The sequence below is a fragment of the Mammaliicoccus fleurettii genome, assembly GCF_002018435.1.
Lineage (GTDB): Bacteria > Bacillota > Bacilli > Staphylococcales > Staphylococcaceae > Mammaliicoccus > Mammaliicoccus fleurettii.
Genome location: NZ_MWJM01000001.1, coordinates 261,933 through 283,984, shown reverse-complemented (window position 1 = coordinate 283,984; position 22,052 = coordinate 261,933). Strand labels below are relative to the sequence as shown.

Annotated in this window: 18 protein-coding genes and 1 pseudogene; 6 read left to right on the top strand and 13 right to left on the bottom strand. The window is 30.1% G+C overall.

Annotated features, from left to right (window positions below; translation table 11 throughout):
• Positions 1-17: 17 nt before the first annotated feature.
• Both B2G86_RS01440 and B2G86_RS01435 read right to left on the bottom strand, forming a co-directional pair.
• Positions 18-743 carry a DUF443 family protein gene (locus tag B2G86_RS01440; RefSeq protein ID WP_078356355.1) on the bottom strand — a complete coding sequence of 242 codons (726 nt, stop codon included), beginning with the start codon at positions 741-743 and terminating at the stop codon, positions 18-20.
• Complete coding sequence (locus B2G86_RS01435; protein WP_078356354.1) at positions 740-943, bottom strand: helix-turn-helix transcriptional regulator; 204 nt, start codon at positions 941-943, stop codon at positions 740-742. Before B2G86_RS01435 ends, B2G86_RS01440 begins: the two co-directional genes overlap by 4 nt.
• Positions 944-1,152: 209 nt before the next feature.
• Between B2G86_RS01435 and B2G86_RS01430 the strand changes: the two genes are divergently transcribed.
• Positions 1,153-2,667 carry a Na+/H+ antiporter NhaC family protein gene (locus tag B2G86_RS01430; RefSeq protein WP_078356353.1) on the top strand — a complete coding sequence of 505 codons (1,515 nt, stop codon included), beginning with the start codon at positions 1,153-1,155 and terminating at the stop codon, positions 2,665-2,667.
• 41 nt (positions 2,668-2,708) lie between these two features.
• Here B2G86_RS01430 and B2G86_RS01425 read toward each other — a convergent pair whose 3' ends face one another.
• From B2G86_RS01425 to mqo, 5 genes are all read right to left on the bottom strand, one after another.
• The gene (locus tag B2G86_RS01425) at positions 2,709-3,851 is read right to left on the bottom strand and encodes a glycerate kinase (protein ID WP_078356352.1); all 1,143 of its coding nucleotides are present in this window, start codon (positions 3,849-3,851) and stop codon (positions 2,709-2,711) included.
• A 117-nt stretch (positions 3,852-3,968) separates the two neighbouring features.
• A complete protein-coding gene (locus tag B2G86_RS01420) occupies positions 3,969-4,385 on the bottom strand; it encodes a VOC family protein (RefSeq protein ID WP_174221864.1) in 417 nt (138 codons plus the stop codon).
• A 129-nt stretch (positions 4,386-4,514) separates the two neighbouring features.
• Positions 4,515-5,714, bottom strand: coding sequence for a Y-family DNA polymerase (locus B2G86_RS01415; RefSeq protein WP_158079016.1), 1,200 nt, complete (start codon positions 5,712-5,714; stop codon positions 4,515-4,517).
• Positions 5,715-5,928: 214 nt separating this feature from the next.
• Positions 5,929-6,333 carry a sporulation protein gene (locus B2G86_RS01410; RefSeq protein ID WP_078356350.1) on the bottom strand — a complete coding sequence of 135 codons (405 nt, stop codon included), beginning with the start codon at positions 6,331-6,333 and terminating at the stop codon, positions 5,929-5,931.
• A 136-nt stretch (positions 6,334-6,469) separates the two neighbouring features.
• Entirely contained in the window at positions 6,470-7,954 is a 1,485-nt protein-coding gene (mqo, locus tag B2G86_RS01405; RefSeq protein WP_078356349.1) for a malate dehydrogenase (quinone), read from the bottom strand.
• 398 nt (positions 7,955-8,352) lie between these two features.
• Between mqo and B2G86_RS01400 the strand changes: the two genes are divergently transcribed.
• A complete protein-coding gene (locus B2G86_RS01400; RefSeq protein ID WP_078356348.1) occupies positions 8,353-9,363 on the top strand; it encodes a cation diffusion facilitator family transporter in 1,011 nt (336 codons plus the stop codon).
• Positions 9,364-9,365: 2 nt separating this feature from the next.
• Positions 9,366-9,551, top strand: a complete 186-nt coding sequence (locus B2G86_RS01395; protein WP_078356347.1) for a 2-hydroxymuconate tautomerase — start codon at positions 9,366-9,368, stop codon at positions 9,549-9,551.
• Positions 9,552-9,630: 79 nt separating this feature from the next.
• Here B2G86_RS01395 and B2G86_RS01390 read toward each other — a convergent pair whose 3' ends face one another.
• Positions 9,631-10,608: an LCP family protein gene (locus B2G86_RS01390; RefSeq protein ID WP_078356346.1), complete on the bottom strand. Its 978-nt coding sequence runs from the start codon at positions 10,606-10,608 to the stop codon at positions 9,631-9,633.
• 154 nt (positions 10,609-10,762) lie between these two features.
• Between B2G86_RS01390 and msrA the strand changes: the two genes are divergently transcribed.
• Together msrA and B2G86_RS01380 are read left to right on the top strand one after the other, a co-directional pair.
• A complete protein-coding gene (msrA, locus tag B2G86_RS01385) occupies positions 10,763-11,263 on the top strand; it encodes a peptide-methionine (S)-S-oxide reductase MsrA (protein ID WP_078356345.1) in 501 nt (166 codons plus the stop codon).
• Positions 11,264-11,353: 90 nt separating this feature from the next.
• Complete coding sequence (locus B2G86_RS01380; RefSeq protein WP_078356344.1) at positions 11,354-11,971, top strand: DedA family protein; 618 nt, start codon at positions 11,354-11,356, stop codon at positions 11,969-11,971.
• 86 nt (positions 11,972-12,057) lie between these two features.
• Here the strand turns inward: B2G86_RS01380 and mprF are convergent, their stop codons facing one another.
• From mprF to glcT, 4 genes are all read right to left on the bottom strand, one after another.
• On the bottom strand, positions 12,058-14,583 hold the full coding sequence (gene mprF, locus B2G86_RS01375; RefSeq protein WP_078356343.1) for a bifunctional lysylphosphatidylglycerol flippase/synthetase MprF: 2,526 nt from the start codon (positions 14,581-14,583) through the stop codon (positions 12,058-12,060).
• A gap of 158 nt (positions 14,584-14,741) precedes the next feature.
• The gene (locus tag B2G86_RS01370) at positions 14,742-15,983 is read right to left on the bottom strand and encodes an AI-2E family transporter (RefSeq protein WP_078356342.1); all 1,242 of its coding nucleotides are present in this window, start codon (positions 15,981-15,983) and stop codon (positions 14,742-14,744) included.
• Positions 15,984-16,289: 306 nt separating this feature from the next.
• On the bottom strand, positions 16,290-18,356 hold the full coding sequence (gene ptsG, locus B2G86_RS01365; RefSeq protein ID WP_078356341.1) for a glucose-specific PTS transporter subunit IIBC: 2,067 nt from the start codon (positions 18,354-18,356) through the stop codon (positions 16,290-16,292).
• Between the two features lie 123 nt (positions 18,357-18,479).
• Entirely contained in the window at positions 18,480-19,316 is an 837-nt protein-coding gene (glcT, locus tag B2G86_RS01360; RefSeq protein WP_078356340.1) for a glucose PTS transporter transcription antiterminator GlcT, read from the bottom strand.
• 101 nt (positions 19,317-19,417) lie between these two features.
• Here glcT and B2G86_RS01355 point away from each other — a divergent pair, with 101 nt between their 5' ends.
• Positions 19,418-20,401, top strand: coding sequence for a DUF1002 domain-containing protein (locus B2G86_RS01355; protein WP_078356339.1), 984 nt, complete (start codon positions 19,418-19,420; stop codon positions 20,399-20,401).
• A 129-nt stretch (positions 20,402-20,530) separates the two neighbouring features.
• Here the strand turns inward: B2G86_RS01355 and B2G86_RS01350 are convergent.
• Positions 20,531-21,883: pseudogene (locus B2G86_RS01350) on the bottom strand (IS1182 family transposase).
• Positions 21,884-22,052: the final 169 nt, after the last annotated feature.

The window sequence follows — 22,052 nt, the reverse complement described above, 5'->3', positions numbered from 1 at the left end:
TAGGACCGGGTCTTTTTTTATAAAGTTTCTGAAACTTTTTTAGTGAAGTACATTGTATTAACTAGATATAAGATAATTAATAATGATACGCTGAAAAATTGATTATTATTAGAACTTATTGAAAATATTGATGCTAGTGCAATAAATCCTATGATCAATTGTTGATTTAAAGTGTATGTTTTTTGTAAAGCTAGTAAAGTGATATATTGCTCACCACTATCCATCATATCTACCATTTTTTCATTTAATTTTTTATCTCCTGCTTTTGGATAATGACGTTCTGGGTATAATTTTCTTAAATTCGATAAATGCATATAAGATAATGGTGCAGTTATAATTAAAGATAATACTGCTATAATTAACGATAAAATGCTTGGATCTTCTGATAAATTTAAAACAAGATTTAGTATTATTAAGCCAAGTGTAGTTATTAAGCCTAATAGTACAGGTGGAAAAATTAATGTTTTTTCTAATTGTACTTCTATATCATCCTCATTGTCTGAATCTGTTTCTAATTTTCTATAGTTTTTCGCTTTTTTATAAACATTCATTAATATAACAACTAATATAATGATAAATATTGCTAAAATAATAGTTATAATATCTGTTTGTGTTTTTGTTAATTGTATTTCTAAAAGCTGATGATTAGCCCCAAACAAGGTTGTTAATAAACCTCCAACTAATCCACCTATAAGCATATATAAAATAAGGTTACCTATTAACATAATTTTATTCTTTTTCATAATTCATCCTCCTCGAATATGAAAACATCTTCAACATTTTCTTTGAGTATTCTAGCTATTCTTACCGCAGTCAATACTGATGGCATGAAGTTATTACGTTCTATTAATGAAACTGTTTGTCTCGATATACCTGCTCTTTTTGCCAACTCAGTTTGATTAAATCCTTCTCTAGCTCTCAACTCTTTCACCCTGTTCTTCATTTGACCACCACCTACGATTACTAATATACACTATTATTGTCATTATGACAAATATAGTTGTCATTTTTATAACTATCATTGTCAACAATAGATGTATAGGTATACAATTTTATGATTGTTTATTAATCTCTTATTTACTAATTACAAATTATATGTAATGATTTAAATTATTACATCATTCAGAAAATTTTTAAGGGAGGTTGTCTATTATGGATAGTTTTGGCTTTTGGTCAATTATTCCACCCATTATCGCCATCATAATGGTCTTATTAACACGAAGCGTAATTGTCTCTCTGTTCTTAGGACTTTTTTCCGGGATATTATTATTAACAAGTTTCAACCCTATTTCTTCTTTAAAAAAGTTGTTAGGTGACTATTTATTCGTTACGGTTGCTGATGAATATAATGCAGGCATACTTATATTATTAGTATTTATAGGTGGGTTTGTTGCATTGCTTGAAAATTCAGGTGGTGCTAAAGCTTTTGCGAATCACTTTATTTCTGGTACAAAGAGTAGAATTAAAATTCAATTAGCAGCGTGGTTTAGTGGTATTATCATTTTCTTCTCTGAAATGGGAACGCCACTTATAGTTGGCCCAATATATGAAAGTTTATTTGATAAGGCTAAAATATCTCGTGAAAAATTAGCATGGATTATTGATTCAACAGCTTCTCCTGTATCTGTGATGATTCCTTTTATAGGCTGGGGTGTTTATATAATGGGATTAATCGATACAGAATTTAAACGTTTAAGTATAGATATGACTTCATGGGATGCTTTTATCACTTCTATACCTTATTTCATTTATCCTGTACTAGCTGTATTAATTGTCCCTTTAATCATTTTATTAAAATTAGATTTTGGTCCAATGAAAAAAGCCGAAGATCGAATTATGAATACAGGTGAAATTTATTGGGAAAATGCCAAACCTTTAAGAGAAAGTGTTGATACAGATAAAGATGTTGAAAACAAAAGCAAACCAATACTTATTTGGTTACCCATTCTTATATTAATCATCTCTTTATTTTCTTTATTAGCGCCAAAAGGTTTTCCATTCCAAAGTGTTGAAGGTAAAGATTTTAGAATAGCGTTAAGTTTATCTTATTTCTTTGCTGCTATTTCAATCATTATTATGATGTTAATATATAAAGTGAAAACAATTAGTCAATCATTAAATATATATACATCAGGTATGAAAAACATGACTGATATTTTAATCATACTAGTATTGGCATGGTCGCTTGGAAGTGTCCTAGATAAATTAGGAACAGCTAACTATATCGTGCAAATTATAGATGGCACAATCCCTCCTGCAATTGTACCTGCGCTCATCTTCCTTGTCGGTGCATGTATGTCATTTGCAAATGGTACTTCATGGGGAACATTTGCAATAATGCTACCATTAGCTATACCACTTGGCTATCACTTAGATTTGCCGTTAACAGTATGTATTGGAGCAGTAATTTCTGGTGGCATATTTGGTGACCATAGTTCTCCTATATCAGATACAACTATTCTTTCTTCTACTGGTGCCGGAGCTGATCATAAAGATCACAACAAAACACAAGTTCCAATTGCACTATTTAATGGTGTAGTTACAGCTATCGCATTACTTATTACAAGTATAGTTGGCTTCAAGTTCACACTTATAGTAGCAATAGTGTTTATGATAATTGGTGTTCTTATAATAAATAGAATTCAAAAATATAAATACAGAACTTAAAAAAAGCAGTATGGTTACGAAATCAACCATACTGCTTTTTCTTATTTATTAATCATTTTTATCGTTCTAAATATTTGTTCAGTTTGTTGTTCTATTAAACAACTACTATTCTGCATAGCTTCTTCTAAATTCATTGGACCATTAGTAATACTATAAGCAGCTGTTAGACCTTGGTTATATAGCTCAGATAAATTCCCTTCAACACTTCCGCCAAGAGCTATAATTGGTATTCCATATTCATGTGCCTTTTGACACATACCAGATATCACTTTTCCACCAGCTGTTTGTCCATCTATTTTGCCTTCACCCGTTATAATCAAATCAAAGTTCTCTTGTTTTAACATTTCATTTAATTCTACAAAGTCTATAACAAGTTCAATTCCTCTTTTTAAATTTGCATTTAAAAACGCAAGCATACTGCCAGCTGTACCACCTGCTGCACCAGCCCCTTCAATCTGATGAATAGAAAGATTTTTTTGTTGCTCAATTATATTAGCAAATTGCTCTATAGCATTATCAAGAATTTTAACAGCCTCAACTGAAGCACCTTTTTGAGGTCCGAATATGTAACTAGCGCCATTTGTTCCTATAAGTGGATTTGTAACATCACATGCAATTTCAAAATTCGCTTCTTTCATTAATGACATAACATTAGAATCATCAATCGTGACAATATCTTTGATATATTGTCCACCAAGATTTATATCAAGTCCATTTTTATCCAAAAATCTGAATCCCAATGCTTGTAACAAACCAACACCAGCATCATTTGTAGCACTACCACCTAAACATATAATGAAATGTTTAATATTTCGTTCTAGAGCATCTTTAATAAGCATTCCAGTACCATACGTTGTTGTTTTTAACGGATTAAGCTCTTCAGCATTAAGAAGATCTATGCCAGAACTAGTTGCGAGTTCAATAATTGCGGTCTTACCATCACCAGAAATGCCGTATTTAGATTCCATTTGTCTACCTAAAGGATCAACACTATTTGCTGTCACCACAGTACCATTAGTAGCCTGAACCAAATTTATCATTGTACCCTCGCCACCATCAGCCATTGGTATAATAACAGTTTCAGATTTAGAATCTACTTTTAATATTCCATTTTGCATAGCATGAGCAACAGTTAAAGCATCCGAACTCCCTTTAAAAGAATCTGGTGCAATCAACACTTTCATATATTACGCCACCTTTATAATAGGTTATCTCAGTTTATTTTACCATTTTTTAATTCTCTAAAATATATAAGGATAGAGGCTGAGACAAATAATTGTCCCAGCCTCTATCCTTATATATTATTCTTGATGTGTATAACTTAAATCCCAACCTATACCAAATTTATCTATAACTTTAGCATATGTTTGTCCCCAAAAAGTTTTACCTAGTTCCATTTGAACCTGGCCACCTTCTTTAAATATATTATACACTTCATTTATCTTATCTTCTGTTTCAAATTCTATAACAATGTATACGTTATGGTTTTGACTCAATGAGTCATCATCATTCGGTATATCTGAAAACATAAATAAATGACCATTAACTTCTAATTGTGCATGAATAATTCTATTAGAATCTTGTGCCGCATCCACACCTGCGTCACCATACGTTTGTGATTCTCTTACACTTCCATCTAGCGCTTCACTATAAAATGCCAATGCTTCTTCGCAAGTTCCGTTAAAGTAAAGATAAGGTGTAACTTGTTTAATCACCATGCACCACTCCCCATATTTGAATGTCAGTCAAAATAAGTATATAAATGTGATTAAAGTTTGTCAAATATTAATAATATTTACATTATATACACAAAGGAGAAATATAACTACTTTCGTTTATAAGTTGATTTAGATTATTTGATCGTTAATTAAGTTTCTGTCCCAATTTATTTCATTAATTAATAATTCAAGTCCTTCATTTCTTAATCTTTCAAATTTTTCTATAAACATATTAAGTTCACGAGCTCTTTCAGGTACAAAATTATTAAGTGAGATATTTAATTCATTATATTTTTCTGCTTTATCACATAGTTGTTCAGAAAAACTCCATATAACTCTAAATATATCCATAGCTATATTTGTGCCATCTTTTAAAGTATATTCTTTTGAGATTCCATCACTTTGATCATTTTTCAAAGAAAATGAAATAGTCTTTACTAATAAATTTCTTGATCTTAATTGTTTGGTTAAACTTTCCACTGTTTCAAGTATGATACTTTTCATTTCAAAATATTGATAGTTCTGCGAAAGTTTTAAATTATATTTTATTTTTGGTTTAATTATATTGTGAATGTCTTGAACCTTGTTTAAGTCTATACCATTACTGTTAAGATGCAAATCCTGGCTTATTTCTCCATATGATTTCTCTAATTTTTTTAAAGGATAGTGCGCTAAATCTCCAACTGTGTATATTCCTATTTCATTTAAGTCTTTCTCAACCCGTTGATTAATTCCCCACATTTTATTTAATGGATGTATTGGCCACAACTTTGAAGGTATGTCTTCATATTTCCATTCAGCAATTAACTGTTTATTATTTTTCGCTTCTATATCTAATGCAGATTTACTCAGAAACATATTTGGACCTATTCCAATTGAATATTTCATATGCATTTGTTCTTCTATTTCTCTCTTCAACATACTTGCAAAGTCAAATGGTGTTGAACAATAATATTTAAATACTTTAGTTATGTCAATAAATATTTCTTCAACATTGTACTGTTGAATATCTTCAAATTCTACATATTTAAGTAAAATTTTATATATAGCAATTGATTGATTGATATATTGATTCATATTGGGATTAATAATGTAAATATCATTTCTTTGAGGAATTTCAAATAACCTAGCACCCGTATCTATACCTAACTTTTTCAATGGTTCAGTAGCAGATAAAATAATCGCACCTTTCCTTTTAGTATCTGAAATAACTGCCAATTTATTCTCATCAGGATTTATACCTTTACTCATACATGACACGTTCGCAAAAAAGCTATTCTGATCTATGCATAAAATATGTCTCTTCTCATATAAACGGTAATCATACATAAAATCACCTTCCATCGTCGTATTAAATATATTTTCATTATATACGAACATACGTTCTGTTTCAAGGTATATATTTTAAAGAGTAACAATAAAAGCAGTTCTCAGTTAAAGTGCTTATAAGGATAGCCATAAAAGTTCATTTGATTACAAAATAGAGGTTGAGACAATTAATTTGTCTCAACCTCCTAATTAAGTACTAAACCTATTTCACGTTCTATCTAACTATTTCTAGTCTTTCTTCATCATCAGCGCCAACTGATTGTTCTATATGGACGTGTGTCTTTAAAAAGATTTCTTCAGGCTCACCTTTAAATTCAATTTGCTCTAATTTGAACTCAAATTCATATTCTTGATGATCTTTCTTTTTAATTAAAAAGGATTTATTTACTTTGTGCTTATGCAATTCATAATCAAATTCTGAAAAATCACTGTCCTCATTCTGATTATTAACACGTTCAATTAACGACAACATAATGTATTCAACTTTTAAATCACATGTTCCACCTTTAAATATTACTTTTCCTTTAATAGGTTCTTCTTCATTAAAAGTTGTTTTTTCTAGTCGTGTATCGATTGTTAGATTACCGATACCTATAGAGGTAAGTAATTTTTCAAACATAATTCAAATCCCCCTTAAACTTCATTAAGGCTAGTTTAACCCGATTAAACTAAAATTTAAAGAGAATTTAAGAATATTTTTTTATTTCCTAATAAAAAATAAAACATAAGTAACATACCTATGTTTTATTTCTTAATTATTTATATAAACCTAATGCTTTTGATGTGGATGTATTTATCTCATTAAATAAATCTGGATGTTCAGATAAATTTAAACCAAATGAAGGTATCATCTGTTTAATTTTATCTTCCCATTTTGTAAAGTTATCAGGGAAACATTTTTCTAGCAACTGAATCATAACATGTACAGCTGTTGATGCACCTGGTGACGCTCCAAGTAAAGCTGAAATTGAACCATCTTCACTTGTTACGAGTTCTGTACCAAATTGCAATGTTCCTTTACCGCCTTCATTCGTGTCTTTTATTACTTGAACACGTTGACCTGCGATAACGATATCCCAATCTTCTAACTTAGCAGTTGGTATAAATTCTTTAAGATCTTCTAATCTCTTTTCATCAGATAAAAGTACTTGTTCAACTAAATACTTTGTAAGTCCCATTTCCTTTAAACCTGCAGATAACATTGTAAAAACGTTATTAGGTTTAACTGAACCAAATAAATCTAAATTTGATCCTGTTTTTAAGAATTTAGGTGAAAACCCTGCGAACGGTCCAAATAACAACGTTCTCTTACCTTCTATATATCTTGTATCTAAATGTGGTACAGACATAGGTGGCGCACCTACTTTGGCTTTACCATAAACTTTTGCTTCGTGTTTCGCAATAACTTCATCGTTATTACAAACCATAAATAAGCCACTTACAGGGAAACCACCAATGTTTGAAGCTTCTTTAATACCTGTTTTTTGAAGAAGAGGTAAACTTCCTCCACCAGCGCCTATAAATAAGAATTTAGTATTATGGTATTCTACTTTTTTAGTTTCACCATTGTAAATCTTTAATTGCCATGTATTATCTTCGTTTCGACGAATATTTTGTACAGAGTGATTGTAGTTTAGTTCAACACCCTTCTCATTTAAATCATCTAGTAAAGAACGTGTTAAATTACCAAAGTTAACGTCAGTACCTGATTCAATCTTAGTTGCAGCAATTCTGTCATCAGCTGGACGTCCTTCCATCATAAGAGGCATCCAATGTTTCAATGTTTCAAAATCATCCGTGAAAGTCATACCTGGGAATAGCGGATTACTTGATAACGCATCACAACGTTTTTTAAGAAACTGAACGTTCTTTTCCCCGTATACAAAACTCATATGTGGCACAGGACGAATAAAAGTTTCAGGATTAGGTAAGCTTCCTTTATTAACTAAATAAGTCCAAAATTGTTTTGATAATTGAAACTGCTCATTTATTTGAATTGCTTTATCAATATTTACAGAACCATCCGCCTCTTCTTTTGTATAGTTCAATTCGCATAATGCCGAATGACCTGTCCCAGCGTTGTTCCATTCATTAGAACTTTCTTCGGCTGGTTTTGATAATTTTTCAAATAATTTAACTTCTAAGTTTGGTGATAGTTCTTTAAGCATCATACCTAAAGTAGCACTCATGATACCCCCACCAATTAATATTACATCTGTTTTCTTATGTAATGAATTCATAATTAACTACAGAGCCCCTTTCAATATTAACCTATTTGACTATATATTAATGTCCATAAAAAATATACAAATTAATAATTTTATTTGAAATAATCTATGTATTATCTCTATTATAAACCTATTAGATTCATTTAAAAAGTGACAACAAGTACACATAGTGTAATATGTATTTTTTAATAGGATGTTACATTAAAATAGTCCGAAATTAGTATAACCTAATTACTATATCAATATAAATAGTATAACACATTCCCTTAATTAATGGTTTTAAAAATTCCAATAATACAAATAGTTTACATAATATAATTATGATTATTATAAAATAAATGCTTATTTATAATTAAAATGTGGTATTTAAATGATATAATCATAACAATCTAATTTTAAAGGAGTAATATATGAAAGATTTTCTGAATATACTTAAAAAAGGAAGCAAGTCTTCTCTATCTGCTGCAGTAGTTAATTTTATTCTTGGTTGTTTAAAGCTACTTGCCTTTATTTTTACAGGAAACATCGCTATGTTTGCAGAAATGATGCATTCATTTGGTGACTCAGCAAATCAACTATTTGTATTTATAGGTTCTGCTTTTTCTAAAAGAAGCCCAAATCAAAAGTTCCCATTAGGCTATGGCAGACTAATAAACCTTGTTTGTTTAATTGCTGTAATCATTGTTGGTATTCTTTCTTACGAAACGATAAAAGAAGGTTTTCACCACATTATTCATCCAAACAGTACAGATGGCCCGTTACTATTCTTTTGGATTAACATCGGCGTTTTAGCAATTGGTATCGTACTTGAAGCCGTTGTTTTAAGAAAAGCTGGTAAAGAAATATTAGAAGAAGCCGGCGAAAGCAGTAAAGGTCTGCTATCTCCATTTACAAAAAGTTATTTATTTATAGGTAAAGCAAAGCCTGCAACAAAGTTAGTATTTATGGAAGATACTGTTGCAACTGGTGGTGGTGTTATTGCCGTTATATCAATAATCATTGCTCGCTTAACAGGATTAGGCATGTTAGAAGGTATCGCATCAGTAATCATAGGTGTAATGATGTTTATTATTGTAGGTATTATTTTTATAGAAAATGCTCAAGGTGTATTAGGTATTGCTGATCATGAATCAGAAATCCATGCTTCTAGAGTGATTTTAGATGATAAGTCTATTGCTGATATTAAACGTTTAGCAGTCATAAAAGAAGGAGAGGCACTTCATATAGAATGTTTATTAGAGGTAAATCAAAACTTTACACTGAAAGAGTTGTCAGAAATAAGAAAACGGATTATATTAAAACTGTTAGACTTATCACATGTTGAAGACGTGAATATAGAATTCATTGAAGATGATGGTCAAACAGACTGGAATGGAGATTCAGGTCCTTCAGCAAATATTCAATATGACAAGGAGCGTTAAATATGCCAATCGTAAACATTAAGTTAATTGAAGGTAGATCAGACGAACAATTAAAGGGTCTTGTAAAAGATGTAACTGAAGCAGTTCATCAAAATGCTAAAGCACCGAAAGAAAATATTCATGTAATCATTGAAGAAATGAAACCTGAGCATTATGGAGTTGCAGGCGTACGTAAATCTGATTCATAATCTTCGAATAAATAAAATATAAAAAAGCATTAAATGATCAGTTTGATCATTTAATGCTTTTTTTGTTTCCTTAAAATAGTTACTCGTTAAGAAATTTTTTAATTGCTTCTTTATTTTTCTCTTTATCAATCTTAAGAACAGCGCCATTTTCAACATCATTTGCATTTGTATATGAACCTTTTACTGGTACTGTTAATGTTTTTATATCTTTATCGCCTCTAGCTATAAAACTAGCTCCCGTTTTGTATATTGTTGGATCATCTAAATTAGTATTCACATATCCTCTAGCAATTCCAGCTAATTTAGGTGCTTTCATTACAGAGTCTACACTTAATAATTCAGATTTAAGCCCTGTCATTACTTGTTGTTGCCTTCTAACTCGTCCAAAATCGCCTTCTTCGTCATTTCTATACCTTGCATAACCTAGTAATTCTTTCCCGTTTAAGTTATGTTGACCTTTTTTCAAAGAAACGCCGATTTTTTCAGACATATCTTTTTCAACATTGATTGGAACACCTTTTGGCGATATTTCATCAACCATTTGTTCAAATCCATCAAAATCAATGATTGCATAATATTCAGGATCAATATCAAGATTCTTTTTCAATGTCTTACGCAGTAATTCAGGTCCCCCTAGTGAATACGCTGTATTAATTTTATAATTGCGATAACCACCTGGAATTTCTGAATAAATATCTCTCATGACTGATACAATTTTAAGATCTTTCTTTAAATAATCATATTGAACAATCATAATTGAATCTGTTCTTGGTTGTGAATTATCTACTTTACGATCTTCCCCTAACACGAGAACATTTACTTTACCATCATTTCTTGTTGTACTATGGAATTTATGCAATTCATTCTTTTTCCCATGATCAGAAGAAACCTTTAAGCCTGATTTATAAGAAGCATTAATATAAAATCCAAGAGCAACTAATAGTAAGATGATACCTAAGATAATAAAAGGTCTTTTTTTAATTCTACGCTTTTTATTTCTTTTTGGTACATTCGTTTGACGATTGTCATCTGTTTCTGATTGATTTTGCGAAGTCATTGTTACCAACCTTTTATCTTCAAAATTGAGACTAATTATATTATAATGAGACTCATACATTAAGTTAAACAATTTCTCAATTAAAAATCAAGAAAAATTGCGAACCTAATTAAAAAATAAGACTTGAGACTGAATAAAGGATGGTAAAAATATAATGAATATGAATAAAGCGTATTTTGCAGGTGGATGCTTTTGGTGTATGGTTAAACCATTCGACGAATATGAAGGAATTGATAAAGTAACTTCTGGCTATATGGGTGGAACAACTAAAAATCCTACGTACGAAGAAGTTAAGCAAGGACATACTGGTCATTTAGAAGTAGTAGAGATCCAATATGATGTTGCTTTATTCTCATATAACAGATTATTAGAAATTTATTTCGCAATAATAGACCCTACTGACGCAAATGGACAATATCAAGACCGTGGTACACAATATCAAACAGCTATTTTCTATACAAATGATGATCAGAAGAAATTAGCTGAACAATATATTGAAGAATTGAATAAAAAGTTACCTGAAGATAAGTCAGTTGTGACTAAACTATTGCCTTATCAACCTTTTTACGAAGCTGAAGATTATCATCAAGATTTCTATAAGAAAAATCCAGCTCGTTATCAAGAAGAACAGGAAATCAGAAGAAGTTTAAAATAATAATGTGCTAAAATAACAACATCTAATGATGTTATACTGCTATTTTTATGTAGCAATATTGTCAATTCATATATAATAGAGGAGCATGTCATGGAACATTGGATTACTGAATTTATGACACAATATGGCTATATTGGTGTCTTTATCCTAGTATTTTTAGAGTATGTTATACACCCTTTCCCATCAGAAATCATCTTAACTTTTGCAGGTTTTATGACTTCTCAATCAAATTTAAATATTTTCATCGTATGTTTAATTACAGTAATTGCAGCAGTACTTGGCGCACTTGTATTATACAGTATCGGAGCCTTTATAGGTGAAGAACGATTATATAAATTTGTAGATAAACGTGGAAAATATATAGGTATCAAAACTCAAGATTTAGATAAAACTATTAAATGGTTAGAAAAATATGGACATTGGGCAATCTTCATTGGCAGATTTATACCAATCGTCAGAACATTAATATCTTTACCAGCTGGAATTACTAAAATGAACTTACCAGCCTTTATATTATTAACAGCAATCGGAACTGGTATGTGGAACATTTTTCTTATAATGTTAGGTAAAACTTTAGGAAGCCATTGGCATGAAATTTTACTTTATGTAGGCATGTACTCTAAAGTGTTTATTATTGTTATGGCAATAGCTGCACTTTATGTGATTTATTTATGGTATAAGAGAATTAAAACAACACGTGCTAATTAAATAATAAAAAAAGAGCAGAATTTCATTTTTACAATGAATTTCTGCTCTTTTTAATTTTTTAAGACATTCATGTCCAGACTCTTTTTTTACTTGTGGTTTATCGTTAATGACACTCTAACTAAATTCCATAATAACGAACTATATTTTCTATAAACTAAATATCTTGGTTCCCAATCTGGAGCGTATTTTTGTTTATAGTTTCGTAATCCTTGAAAGCTATATAAACTGTTCATATTCTCGAATACTTTTGCAGCAAATTTCTCTCTTAAATAAGCATGTTTATTGAGTCCAACATTCGACAGTGTAGCCATTCCCATATTAAACTGTTTGTATCCTTCTTCTTTTGCCCACAGCAACATATGAATATATATAGCATCCATCATAGAAATATCTATATCTTTATTCCATCTTATTAAATCTATAGAAACAGATTGATTATAATTCGTATACATTAATGTACAAAATCCTACAATTTCATTACTTACGTTTCTAATTACCGCAATCGGTGCTTTATTTAAATAGTCTAAATTAAATGCACCGACTGAGAAATTCATTTCTTTCTTTTCTCCTAACCAACTATCACTAATTGTTTGTAACATTTTAATATCTTCTTCGGAATATGGCGTGTTTATTATTTCAAATTGATAACCTTCTGATTCCAGCTTATTATAAGTTGCGCGCATTCCACGTTTTTTCTTTCCAGATAAACTGAAACCATTTAAATCTATCAAGGCTTCTTCTCCTAATTTGAAAAAGACATTCCCATAATCATGATATAAAGATAATAATTTACTTTGTACTTGATAGAAAATGATGTCATACCCTAAGAAATACATTTGATCATAAAAGTCATTTAATGTTTCATTGAATTTATCTTTATTACCTATTGGGTCGCCAAGTACAATCACTGCATTCATAGTATAGCGATACATAATAAATACATCTTCATCTTTATTTACAAAAAATGATTTATCTCCCGTAAATGCTAAATGGCTTACGTATGATCCTTCATGATTATTGATTATATTGTTTATTGTTTCATAACTTGAATTTGTTGATACAGATTTCTGATATTTTTTGGAAAGCATAAATGTGATGCATACACCAAGTAAACATAAAATTGCAAGCACAATCCAAAACATCGTAAACACTGCATATTTATCAAATTTAGTAACTTCATGTGGATATAAATTTAAATAATTCACCGAAACGATTCGATTAAATATAAACATAGTAAAAATAAGGATACCACTTAAAACAATTTTGATAGGTGTCATATTTTTCTTTACGACAATAGCTTTTTTATACCCAATAAATAGCAATACAAGCAAAATGGCTAACCATAAAAATGCAATAATTGTACTATTTGATAATATACATACAATCAACATGACAATAACAGAAATAATGCTCATTAACGTAGATCTCATAGTTCCTGACATCACACCTTTTGCACATATAAGCAACATTAGTGTTGATGCTGTATGCAACGCTAATATAATTGAATAAAACATGAAATGATGAGAATAAATCGCATCATACAATATTAGTATATGATTAAAATATAATACAAAACCTGTAATGCCTGAAAGTAATCCTAATGATAATGAAGGGATTTTCGCCATAAAATCACTTTGAACAGATTTAATAAACGATGTTGTATCCATAGCAGGTGTATAAAATTTACTTTCTTCGATATATTTTTTAGCTATGCCTCCAAACTCAATTGTTGATAGCCCTAGTGCAATTATAAATGGGAAGAAATAGTAAGCTACTCTATACAACAGCAATGCTAGTAATACTTGTTCTTCTGGCACGCCTAGTGATTTAATACCGAGTAAAATAACTAAGTCAAAAGCACCAAATCCACCTGGTATCATACTAATTAATCCAGATAATGCTGCAATTACAAATATTCCAACTAAATGAGCATAATCAATATTTATATGAAGTGCTTTTAAAATAATAAATAATAGAAAACTTGCAGCTAACCACTCTAAAGCTGATACTATTGTAAACTTTACCCCAAGAAATCTATCTCTTCTAATCGATGGTTTTAAAAAAGAAAATATAATAAACAATGGTAAAAATAAACTGCCTATATATAATACAATTTTTGCCCAATATATATTTGCCAATAAAGTATCAGCATTAAAAATACCTAATACAATTAACACACATAGCAAGCTTAACCCACTAAGCATTGATAATAGTAATAATGAAACGCTTTTAATTAATTCTTTTTTATCATTTACATCATTTCGATAAGAATAGATCCTTAAACCAGCTCCAATTAACCCACCAAATCCTAATATGCTATTAAATGTGTTAATAATGTAGCTTATAGATAAAATTTTGTGTATAGGCAAACTAATTTTTAATGATTGCTTTAGCATGATGTCATATAAGGATAATACTGAGACTGAAAGTACGCCTAACAATATAATGCCTACAAAATATGCTGTATTCATTTCTCTAAATAATACTATTGTTTTTTTAAAGTCTATTTTTCCAATTTCATTATGTAAAACATAGATAACGACACATAATATCGTACAAATAAACAAAAGCTTTACTAATGAAAAAATTTTTTTACGTTTTAATATATTCATATATCAACCTTCTCTTACTTTATTCTCCCAAATAATACCATATAATGACATAAAATAGAATTCATTCATCGTTAAGCATTAATTAAAATAAAAATTAATAAATAAAAAAACTGCCTCAAAGCTGTACTTTGTAGGCAGTTTTAAAATTAATTTGAATTTTATTGTTCTCTATCAGGTAAAACTTCATCATCATTAAATTCGTATGGACCTGAATCGTTTTGATAATATTTATTATATCTACGTTTAAATAATGTAAATACATGTGATACAGCTACTTTAATAATTGCATATGCTGGAATACCAAGGATTACACCTAATACTCCTGCTAAATTACCTGCACATAATAATACAAAAATAATTGTTAATGGATGAATTTGCATTGTTTTACCCATAATATTTGGTGAAATAAAGTGACCTTCTAAAAATTGTACAGCTGCCCATACTATAGCAAGCTTTAACAGCATAAATGGTGAATCAATAGCTGCTAATACAATTGCAGGACTTATGGCAATCATTGGTCCTAAATAAGGTACTACGCTCGTAACAGCAGCAATACTTGCAAGTGTTAAAGCATATTCCAGACCAATGATTGAATAACCAATAAATAATAATACACCAATACAGAATGCAACTATCATTTGACCTTGAATATATGAACCTACTTGTACATTCATTTTATCAATTAAATCATGTGTATCTTTTCTAAATTTTGGTGGCATAATACTAATAAAATAGTTTCTAAATTTTCCACCATCTTTAAGTAAGAAGAACAAGACAAATGGGAATGTAATAATGATCACAACTACATGTGTAATCGTAGATACAAATGATTGAAACTTATTACCAAAATCTCCTAATGAGTTAGATATTTTTTTAGGAATATCACTAAAGTTTTGTTGTACCCAAGTTTGAGCTTGAGCATAATAATCAGCTACAAAAGAATTTTGAGAAAGTTTTTGAATCCTATTACTAAATTCTTGTACATATGATGGTAAATTTTTCGAAAAACTTTCAACTTGATTTTGAACTACAGGAATCAATAAAGTCACAACAAGTGTTAACGCTCCTATAATAGCAAGTAATAAAATGATAATACCCCATAATCTTGAGATATTAAATTTTTCCATAAAATTAATAATTGGGTTAAATAAATAAAACGCAACAAATGCAACAATAATTGGGCCAACTAAAGTTGTTGTAATTGTTACTAAAGGTTCAAAAATGAACGATACGTTTTGAAAAATAAATATCGTTAAACCTATCAAGATCAATAATCCTAAAATAAAATATATATCTCTACCGCCAAAAAACTTCATAAATCTAGAGATTTTATTATGAGAATTATTGGATTTTGTTTCTCTTTCCAAAAAAAGCCCTCCTTCTAAAAGTTTATAATCCATTATACCCTAATCGTATTACTTTAAAAACTAAAAACTTACAAATATAGTTTACATAATATAATTATAATTATATTATGTAAAAATAAATATTGTTAATGATTTTGTAAGTGCTGACGCCCGAGGGAATCGTATGCGTGAGAGACTACAGGCTCGAACCATACCCTCTGGCAAATGCACGTACAAAATCGTAAGATTTAATAAAAAATAAGCACATCACTGTAAACTTTAAAAATCAGTTACGTGATATGCTTATTTATTTTGAGTTAGGACTTATATCCCAATCACATTTTAAAAATTCATTTAAACTTATTTAACGACTAAAATTTTATCGCCTTGTTCAACTTTACCAGTAACTAATGTTTCTAAAGTTGAGTCATTTAAGTTTGTAATAACAATAGGAGTAACTGTACTATCTGCATTTTCTTTAATGAAGTCTAAATCCACTTTCATTAAAGCTTGTCCCTTAACAATGTCAGTATCAGCTTCTGCTAAAATTTCAAAACCTTTACCTTCAAGCTTAACTGTTTCTAATCCGAAGTGAATTAATAATTCAACACCTTCATTAGATTCTAAGCCGATTGCATGTTTTGTAGGGAATGTCATTTTCAATTTACCATCAAATGGAGCAACTACTTCTCCAGTTTCTGGCATAATTGCAATACCATCACCCATCATTTTTTCAGAGAACACTTTATCTGGTACTTCAGAAATATTAATCACTTCACCTTTAATTGGAGAATAGATTGTAGCGCCACCTTCAGCAAGAATTGCAGCACTTTCTGCATCACCATCTTCTGTTACAGTTGTTTCAGTTGGTTTAGAAATTTCTCCAGAAATAATACGTGCCATATCATGTTTAATTTGATCTGACTTAGGACCAAAGATTGCTTGAATATTATTTCCTACTTCAAGTACGCCAGAAGCACCTAAACTTTTTAATTCATTTTTGTTAACTTCTGATTTATTTAATACTTCTACACGAAGTCTCGTAATACAAGCATCTAAATGCTTGATGTTTTCTTTACCACCCATTGCGTCTAAAACATCGAATGGTAATTCTGCTACTGAACTATTACGTGTTTCAGTTTCTTTATCTTCTCTACCAGGTGTTTTTAAATTAAATTTCTTGATAGCGAATGTAAATAAGAAGTAATAAACAAGAGCATATATAATACCTACTGGAATAACTAATAGCGCGTTTGTTCTATCCCAGTTTAATAATCCGTATAATACATAGTCTATAAACCCACCTGAGAATGTCATACCTATTTGAATATGTAACAAGTGCATTACTAAGAATGATGTACCTGCTAAAATTACGTGAATTCCATAAAGTACTGGTGCCACGAATAAGAATGAGAATTCTAAAGGTTCTGTAATACCAGTCAAGAATGATGTTAAACCTGCAGATAGCATTAAGCCACCAACAACTTTTTTACGTTCTGGACGAGCTTGACGATAAATCGCATAAGCTGCTGCTGGTAAACCGAACATCATAAATGGATATTTACCAGTTGTAAATGCACCAGCTGTAAATGGTACACCATCTTTAACTTGTGCCATAAAGATTCTTTGGTCACCACGTACTAACTCGCCAGCAGAGTTAACATAGTTACCGAACTCAAACCAGAATGGTGAATAGAATATATGATGCAATCCGAAAGGTATTAAAGCACGTTCAATAATACCAAAGATAAATGTAGTTAACGCTAAGTTTTTATCCAATAAGAATGTAGATAAATTATTTAATCCATCTTGTATTGGTGGCCAAGCAAATGAAAGAATAATACCTGCCACAATTGCAACAACTGATGTAATAATTGGTACAAATCGTTTACCTGCAAAGAATCCTAAGAAAGGTGGTAAATTAATATTATAATATTTGTTATAGCACCATGCAGCAAGTGCCCCCATTATAATACCACCGAACACACCAGTTTGAAGTGTCGGAATACCTAATACTAATGCATGTGCAGGATCTTTAGCTGTTTGCCCTAAAGTTTTAGCACCTTCAGCATAACTATAGATTTCATCAATTGAGATACCTTTTACAACACCCATGGTAGTATTCATAATCAAATAACCAACAAGAGCTGCTAATGCTGCTACGCCATCTCCTCCTGCTAAACCTAATGCGGTACCGAGTGCGAATAGTAATGGTAAATTATCAAAAATAATTTGACCGGATGACTCCATTACTGAAGCTACCATAACTATAGCATCAGTTTTTAACCAAGGTGCAATTTCAACGAACTGTTCATTCTGTATTGCATTCCCGAATGCAAGTAAAATACCCGCTGCTGGTAGAATCGCAACTGGTAACATTAATGCTTTACCAATACGTTGCAATTGACCAAAGAATTTCTTAAACATATTTAATACCCTCCTATTTGTTTAACTTTATAAATTACGGCATGAAAAAAGGCATGAGCAAAGAAACTTACCATATTGGTAAAGTTTATTTGCTCATGCCTGATCGTATCAGTAACACGCAATTTATAAGTTATTATTAAAGTGTTGAATGTGCATTGTTAAATATGCCAATTCAGATTGATAAACTGGTTTCTTTAACTGTGTTTGCATCATCTTCACTATCTTTACGGATATATTATAGCACATTGGATATTGCGCTTTCAATAGCATTTCGATATTAGTTGCATCTGGTATTCTTTCATCGGCTAAAACTCTTTGTATCGCAAAGTGAAGATGCCTTACAAACCGGCTATAATTAATACTATTTTTATTAACATTAACTTCAAGGCCTTCTTCTATTATAATTATAGCTTTCTGAATAATTTCTTTTATATTGTGAATATCATGTATTGAATGATTAACTTCTGCTGAATGAATATGTAAAGCTATGAAGCCAGCTTCTGATTCAATAAATTGCAAATTTAATTTTTCATTCAACGTTTTAACAGCTTTTTCTGCTATTTGATATTCCCTTGGATAAAGAAGTTCTGTTTCTTTTAAAAATGGATTATGAACATGTATACCTTCTTTAATACGTTTGATTGCAAATATGATATGATCTGTTAATGAAATTAAAGTTTTTTCACTTACACTTCCACCTAATTGTTTATCAATACCATTTACTACTTCTAATACAATATTAAAGATTTGTTCATTTGTGCCATCTAATAATTGCTTGTATTTATTTTTATCATTTTCAGATTCAAGCAAATAAACTTTCTCTATTAAATCTGTATTAATTTCTTCACCTTGTTTTTTACCAAAACTAATCCCCTTACCTACTAATATGACTTCATTATCATAATAGTTAGCAACTAACACATTATTATTTAACGTTTTTTCTATAATGTATTTTCCCATATCTCAAACCTCATTCTGAAGACCTATTACATATTATACAATTGATGATAATATAATGATAGATATTTTTAATATCAATAACATTGAGGATGTGCAAACATATGAAGAACATGAAACTATATATATTAAGTATTTTATCTGTTTTACTACTTTCAACAATTTTATATCCGAAACACCAAGCTCAAGCTGTAACTGAGGAAGCATGGGATAATGCGGTTACTGTTTATGGAGCAGCTTTAGAAAATAATCCATCTGCTAAAGATACAACATCAAACTTATTAGGTTCTAAAAACAGTGATAAAACAACTTACGTTAATGCTGATGATTTAAATAAGTATTTAAATATGCAATCATCGAATGATGTTTTAAAATCAAGTATCCGAATTACTAAAACATCAAAAGGTAGTGGACTAAACTTAAACATAAATCAAGATCAAGGAAAAATCACAAAAGTCACAGAAGATACTTATAAAAATGCTTTAATGACTGCTGGTATCAAGGATGCTGACGTTACAATCGCTTCAAGTGAAGATGTAACAGGTGAGAGTGCTCTAGCAGGTGTTTACAAAGCCTTTGAAGCACAAGGAGAATCAGTCGATTCAAGCAGAACTCAAGTTGCTCAAGAAGAATTATCTACTATTAATCAAATATCTGATGAAAATAGCAATCAAGAAGGTTTTTCACAATCACAATTAAATAAGACGATTGCAGAATCTAAACAAGCTGTAGCAGAAAAATCAGGGAATGTTACAGTAAATGAAATTACAAATATCGTAAATCAAAAAATTGAAGACAATGGTTTAACTAATATTATTAGTGACAATCAAATAAACATGATAGTAAACGTCATTGATAAAGCGCAACAAGATGGTGTCTTTAGTGGTGAAAATGCAAAAGACTTTATCAATAACTCAAAAGATTATGTTAATGATCTAGTTAAATCAGATGATTTTAAAAATGCAAAAAAAAATGCAGAAGATCTAGGTAATAATATCAAAGATAAATTACAAGATGAAGGCTTCTGGGATAAAATAGTAAATGCAATTAAAGATATCTTTAATTCTTTAACTAACCTTTTCAAATAATAAAAAGCACAATTCAAAATGAATTGTGCTTTCAGACTGTGGACAAACTGAACTTAAATTTATAAGTTCAGTTTGTTTTTTGTTTTTATAAGTATGTTTTATTAAATTTAAGCTTAAACTGCGTTTAAACTAGGCTGTTTGTGGCTCTTTTACAAGCCACATTGCCATTTTTTTGAGATTCATGGCAGCACAAATAAGCGTGGTGTCCATGGAAACTTTTTTAATACCTCTATATCTAGTCCATCTCATACCATGTTGTTCTTTTGCATCGCCAAATCTTCTTTCTACAGTTTGACTTCTTAGTTTATATGCTTTTTTAATTGTATCTACAAACCTTAAATCTTCGATTATATCTAAATCATCTTGCCAAACATGTCTACGAATTTTTCTAGTATAGTTTTTGTTCTCTGTACATTTATTTAATAGCGGACATGATTTACATTTAATCGGATTTGATTTGTATAATCTATGACCTGTTGGCATAGTTCTTTTAAAAGTAAGTAATTCATCATTAGGGCAGATATAACTGTCGTAATATTCATCATAAATAAATTCTTTAGACTTAAATATTCCTGGTTTTCCTTTTGGTCTTGTATATGGCATTGCAGGTACAATTGATTTTTCAAGTAAATAATGAGCGTTGAATGGTGTTTTGTATCCGGAATCTACCGCTAAAGTGATAGGTAACATATTTTTTTCTTCTAATCTTTCAACCATAGGTTTCAACTGTGTACTATCATGAACATTTCCTGGTGTCACATGGTGATCAATTATAAAACCATTTCTATCTACACAACTATGTATGCTATACGCAAATTGTTTCTCTCTTTCACCTTTAACATAATAGCCAGCATCTGGATCTGTAGTACTGACTTTCTTGTTTTTAAATTCCTACTTTTTCTTATTTTTCAAAGGCTTTTTTCCTTGTGATAACCTTTGTTGATTGATTTCATTATTAAGTTCTTCTTGGAAATGTAATGTATCCTTCTTTACAACGTGATTAATATATTTATTTTTATTTGCATTAGCTTTTATATGCGTTGAATCAATGAATAATGTTGAGTGGTCAATTAAATTGTTCTTAATCGCAATTTCTAATATTCTCTCGAATATTTGTTCGAACAAGTCAGTATCATGGAATCGTCTTGTATAATTTTTACTGAAAGTACCATAGTGTGGTACTTTATCAAGAAAGCTGAACCCTAAATACCAACGGTAAGCTACATTTGTCTCAATTTCTTTGATAGTCTGTCTCATTGATTTTATGCCAAATAATCTTTGAATAAGTAATATCTTGACTAATATTACGGGATCAATAGAAGGACGCCCGTTATCTAAACAGTATTTATTTTCTACAAGTTCATAAACGAAGTTTAAATCTAATACTTTATCAACTTTTCTTAATAAATGATTTTTAGGTACCAATTCAGAAACAGCAATCATTTCATATTGGTCGCGCTTATCAGTAGATTTATTTAACATAGAATCAACTCCTAAATAAAATTTCATCTATATTATAAAATATTTTGTTAATATTTGGTATTTTTTTGCGCTGACTCCTGCGGGAAAAGCATGATTCGAAGACTACAGGCTGAGAACATGCCCGCGGAAAGCATGCGCATAAAAAAATGCCGGCAAAGTCTAAGACTTT

Coding starts and splice junctions, on each gene's coding strand:
- B2G86_RS01440 (WP_078356355.1), bottom strand. CDS start 743: ATGAAAAAGAATAAAATTATGTTAATAGGTAACCTTATTTTATATATG.
- B2G86_RS01435 (WP_078356354.1), bottom strand. CDS start 943: ATGAAGAACAGGGTGAAAGAGTTGAGAGCTAGAGAAGGATTTAATCAA.
- B2G86_RS01430 (WP_078356353.1), top strand. CDS start 1,153: ATGGATAGTTTTGGCTTTTGGTCAATTATTCCACCCATTATCGCCATC.
- B2G86_RS01425 (WP_078356352.1), bottom strand. CDS start 3,851: ATGAAAGTGTTGATTGCACCAGATTCTTTTAAAGGGAGTTCGGATGCT.
- B2G86_RS01420 (WP_174221864.1), bottom strand. CDS start 4,385: ATGGTGATTAAACAAGTTACACCTTATCTTTACTTTAACGGAACTTGC.
- B2G86_RS01415 (WP_158079016.1), bottom strand. CDS start 5,714: ATGTATGATTACCGTTTATATGAGAAGAGACATATTTTATGCATAGAT.
- B2G86_RS01410 (WP_078356350.1), bottom strand. CDS start 6,333: ATGTTTGAAAAATTACTTACCTCTATAGGTATCGGTAATCTAACAATC.
- mqo (WP_078356349.1), bottom strand. CDS start 7,954: ATGAATTCATTACATAAGAAAACAGATGTAATATTAATTGGTGGGGGT.
- B2G86_RS01400 (WP_078356348.1), top strand. CDS start 8,353: ATGAAAGATTTTCTGAATATACTTAAAAAAGGAAGCAAGTCTTCTCTA.
- B2G86_RS01395 (WP_078356347.1), top strand. CDS start 9,366: ATGCCAATCGTAAACATTAAGTTAATTGAAGGTAGATCAGACGAACAA.
- B2G86_RS01390 (WP_078356346.1), bottom strand. CDS start 10,608: ATGACTTCGCAAAATCAATCAGAAACAGATGACAATCGTCAAACGAAT.
- msrA (WP_078356345.1), top strand. CDS start 10,763: ATGAATATGAATAAAGCGTATTTTGCAGGTGGATGCTTTTGGTGTATG.
- B2G86_RS01380 (WP_078356344.1), top strand. CDS start 11,354: ATGGAACATTGGATTACTGAATTTATGACACAATATGGCTATATTGGT.
- mprF (WP_078356343.1), bottom strand. CDS start 14,583: ATGAATATATTAAAACGTAAAAAAATTTTTTCATTAGTAAAGCTTTTG.
- B2G86_RS01370 (WP_078356342.1), bottom strand. CDS start 15,983: ATGGATTATAAACTTTTAGAAGGAGGGCTTTTTTTGGAAAGAGAAACA.
- ptsG (WP_078356341.1), bottom strand. CDS start 18,356: ATGTTTAAGAAATTCTTTGGTCAATTGCAACGTATTGGTAAAGCATTA.
- glcT (WP_078356340.1), bottom strand. CDS start 19,316: ATGGGAAAATACATTATAGAAAAAACGTTAAATAATAATGTGTTAGTT.
- B2G86_RS01355 (WP_078356339.1), top strand. CDS start 19,418: ATGAAGAACATGAAACTATATATATTAAGTATTTTATCTGTTTTACTA.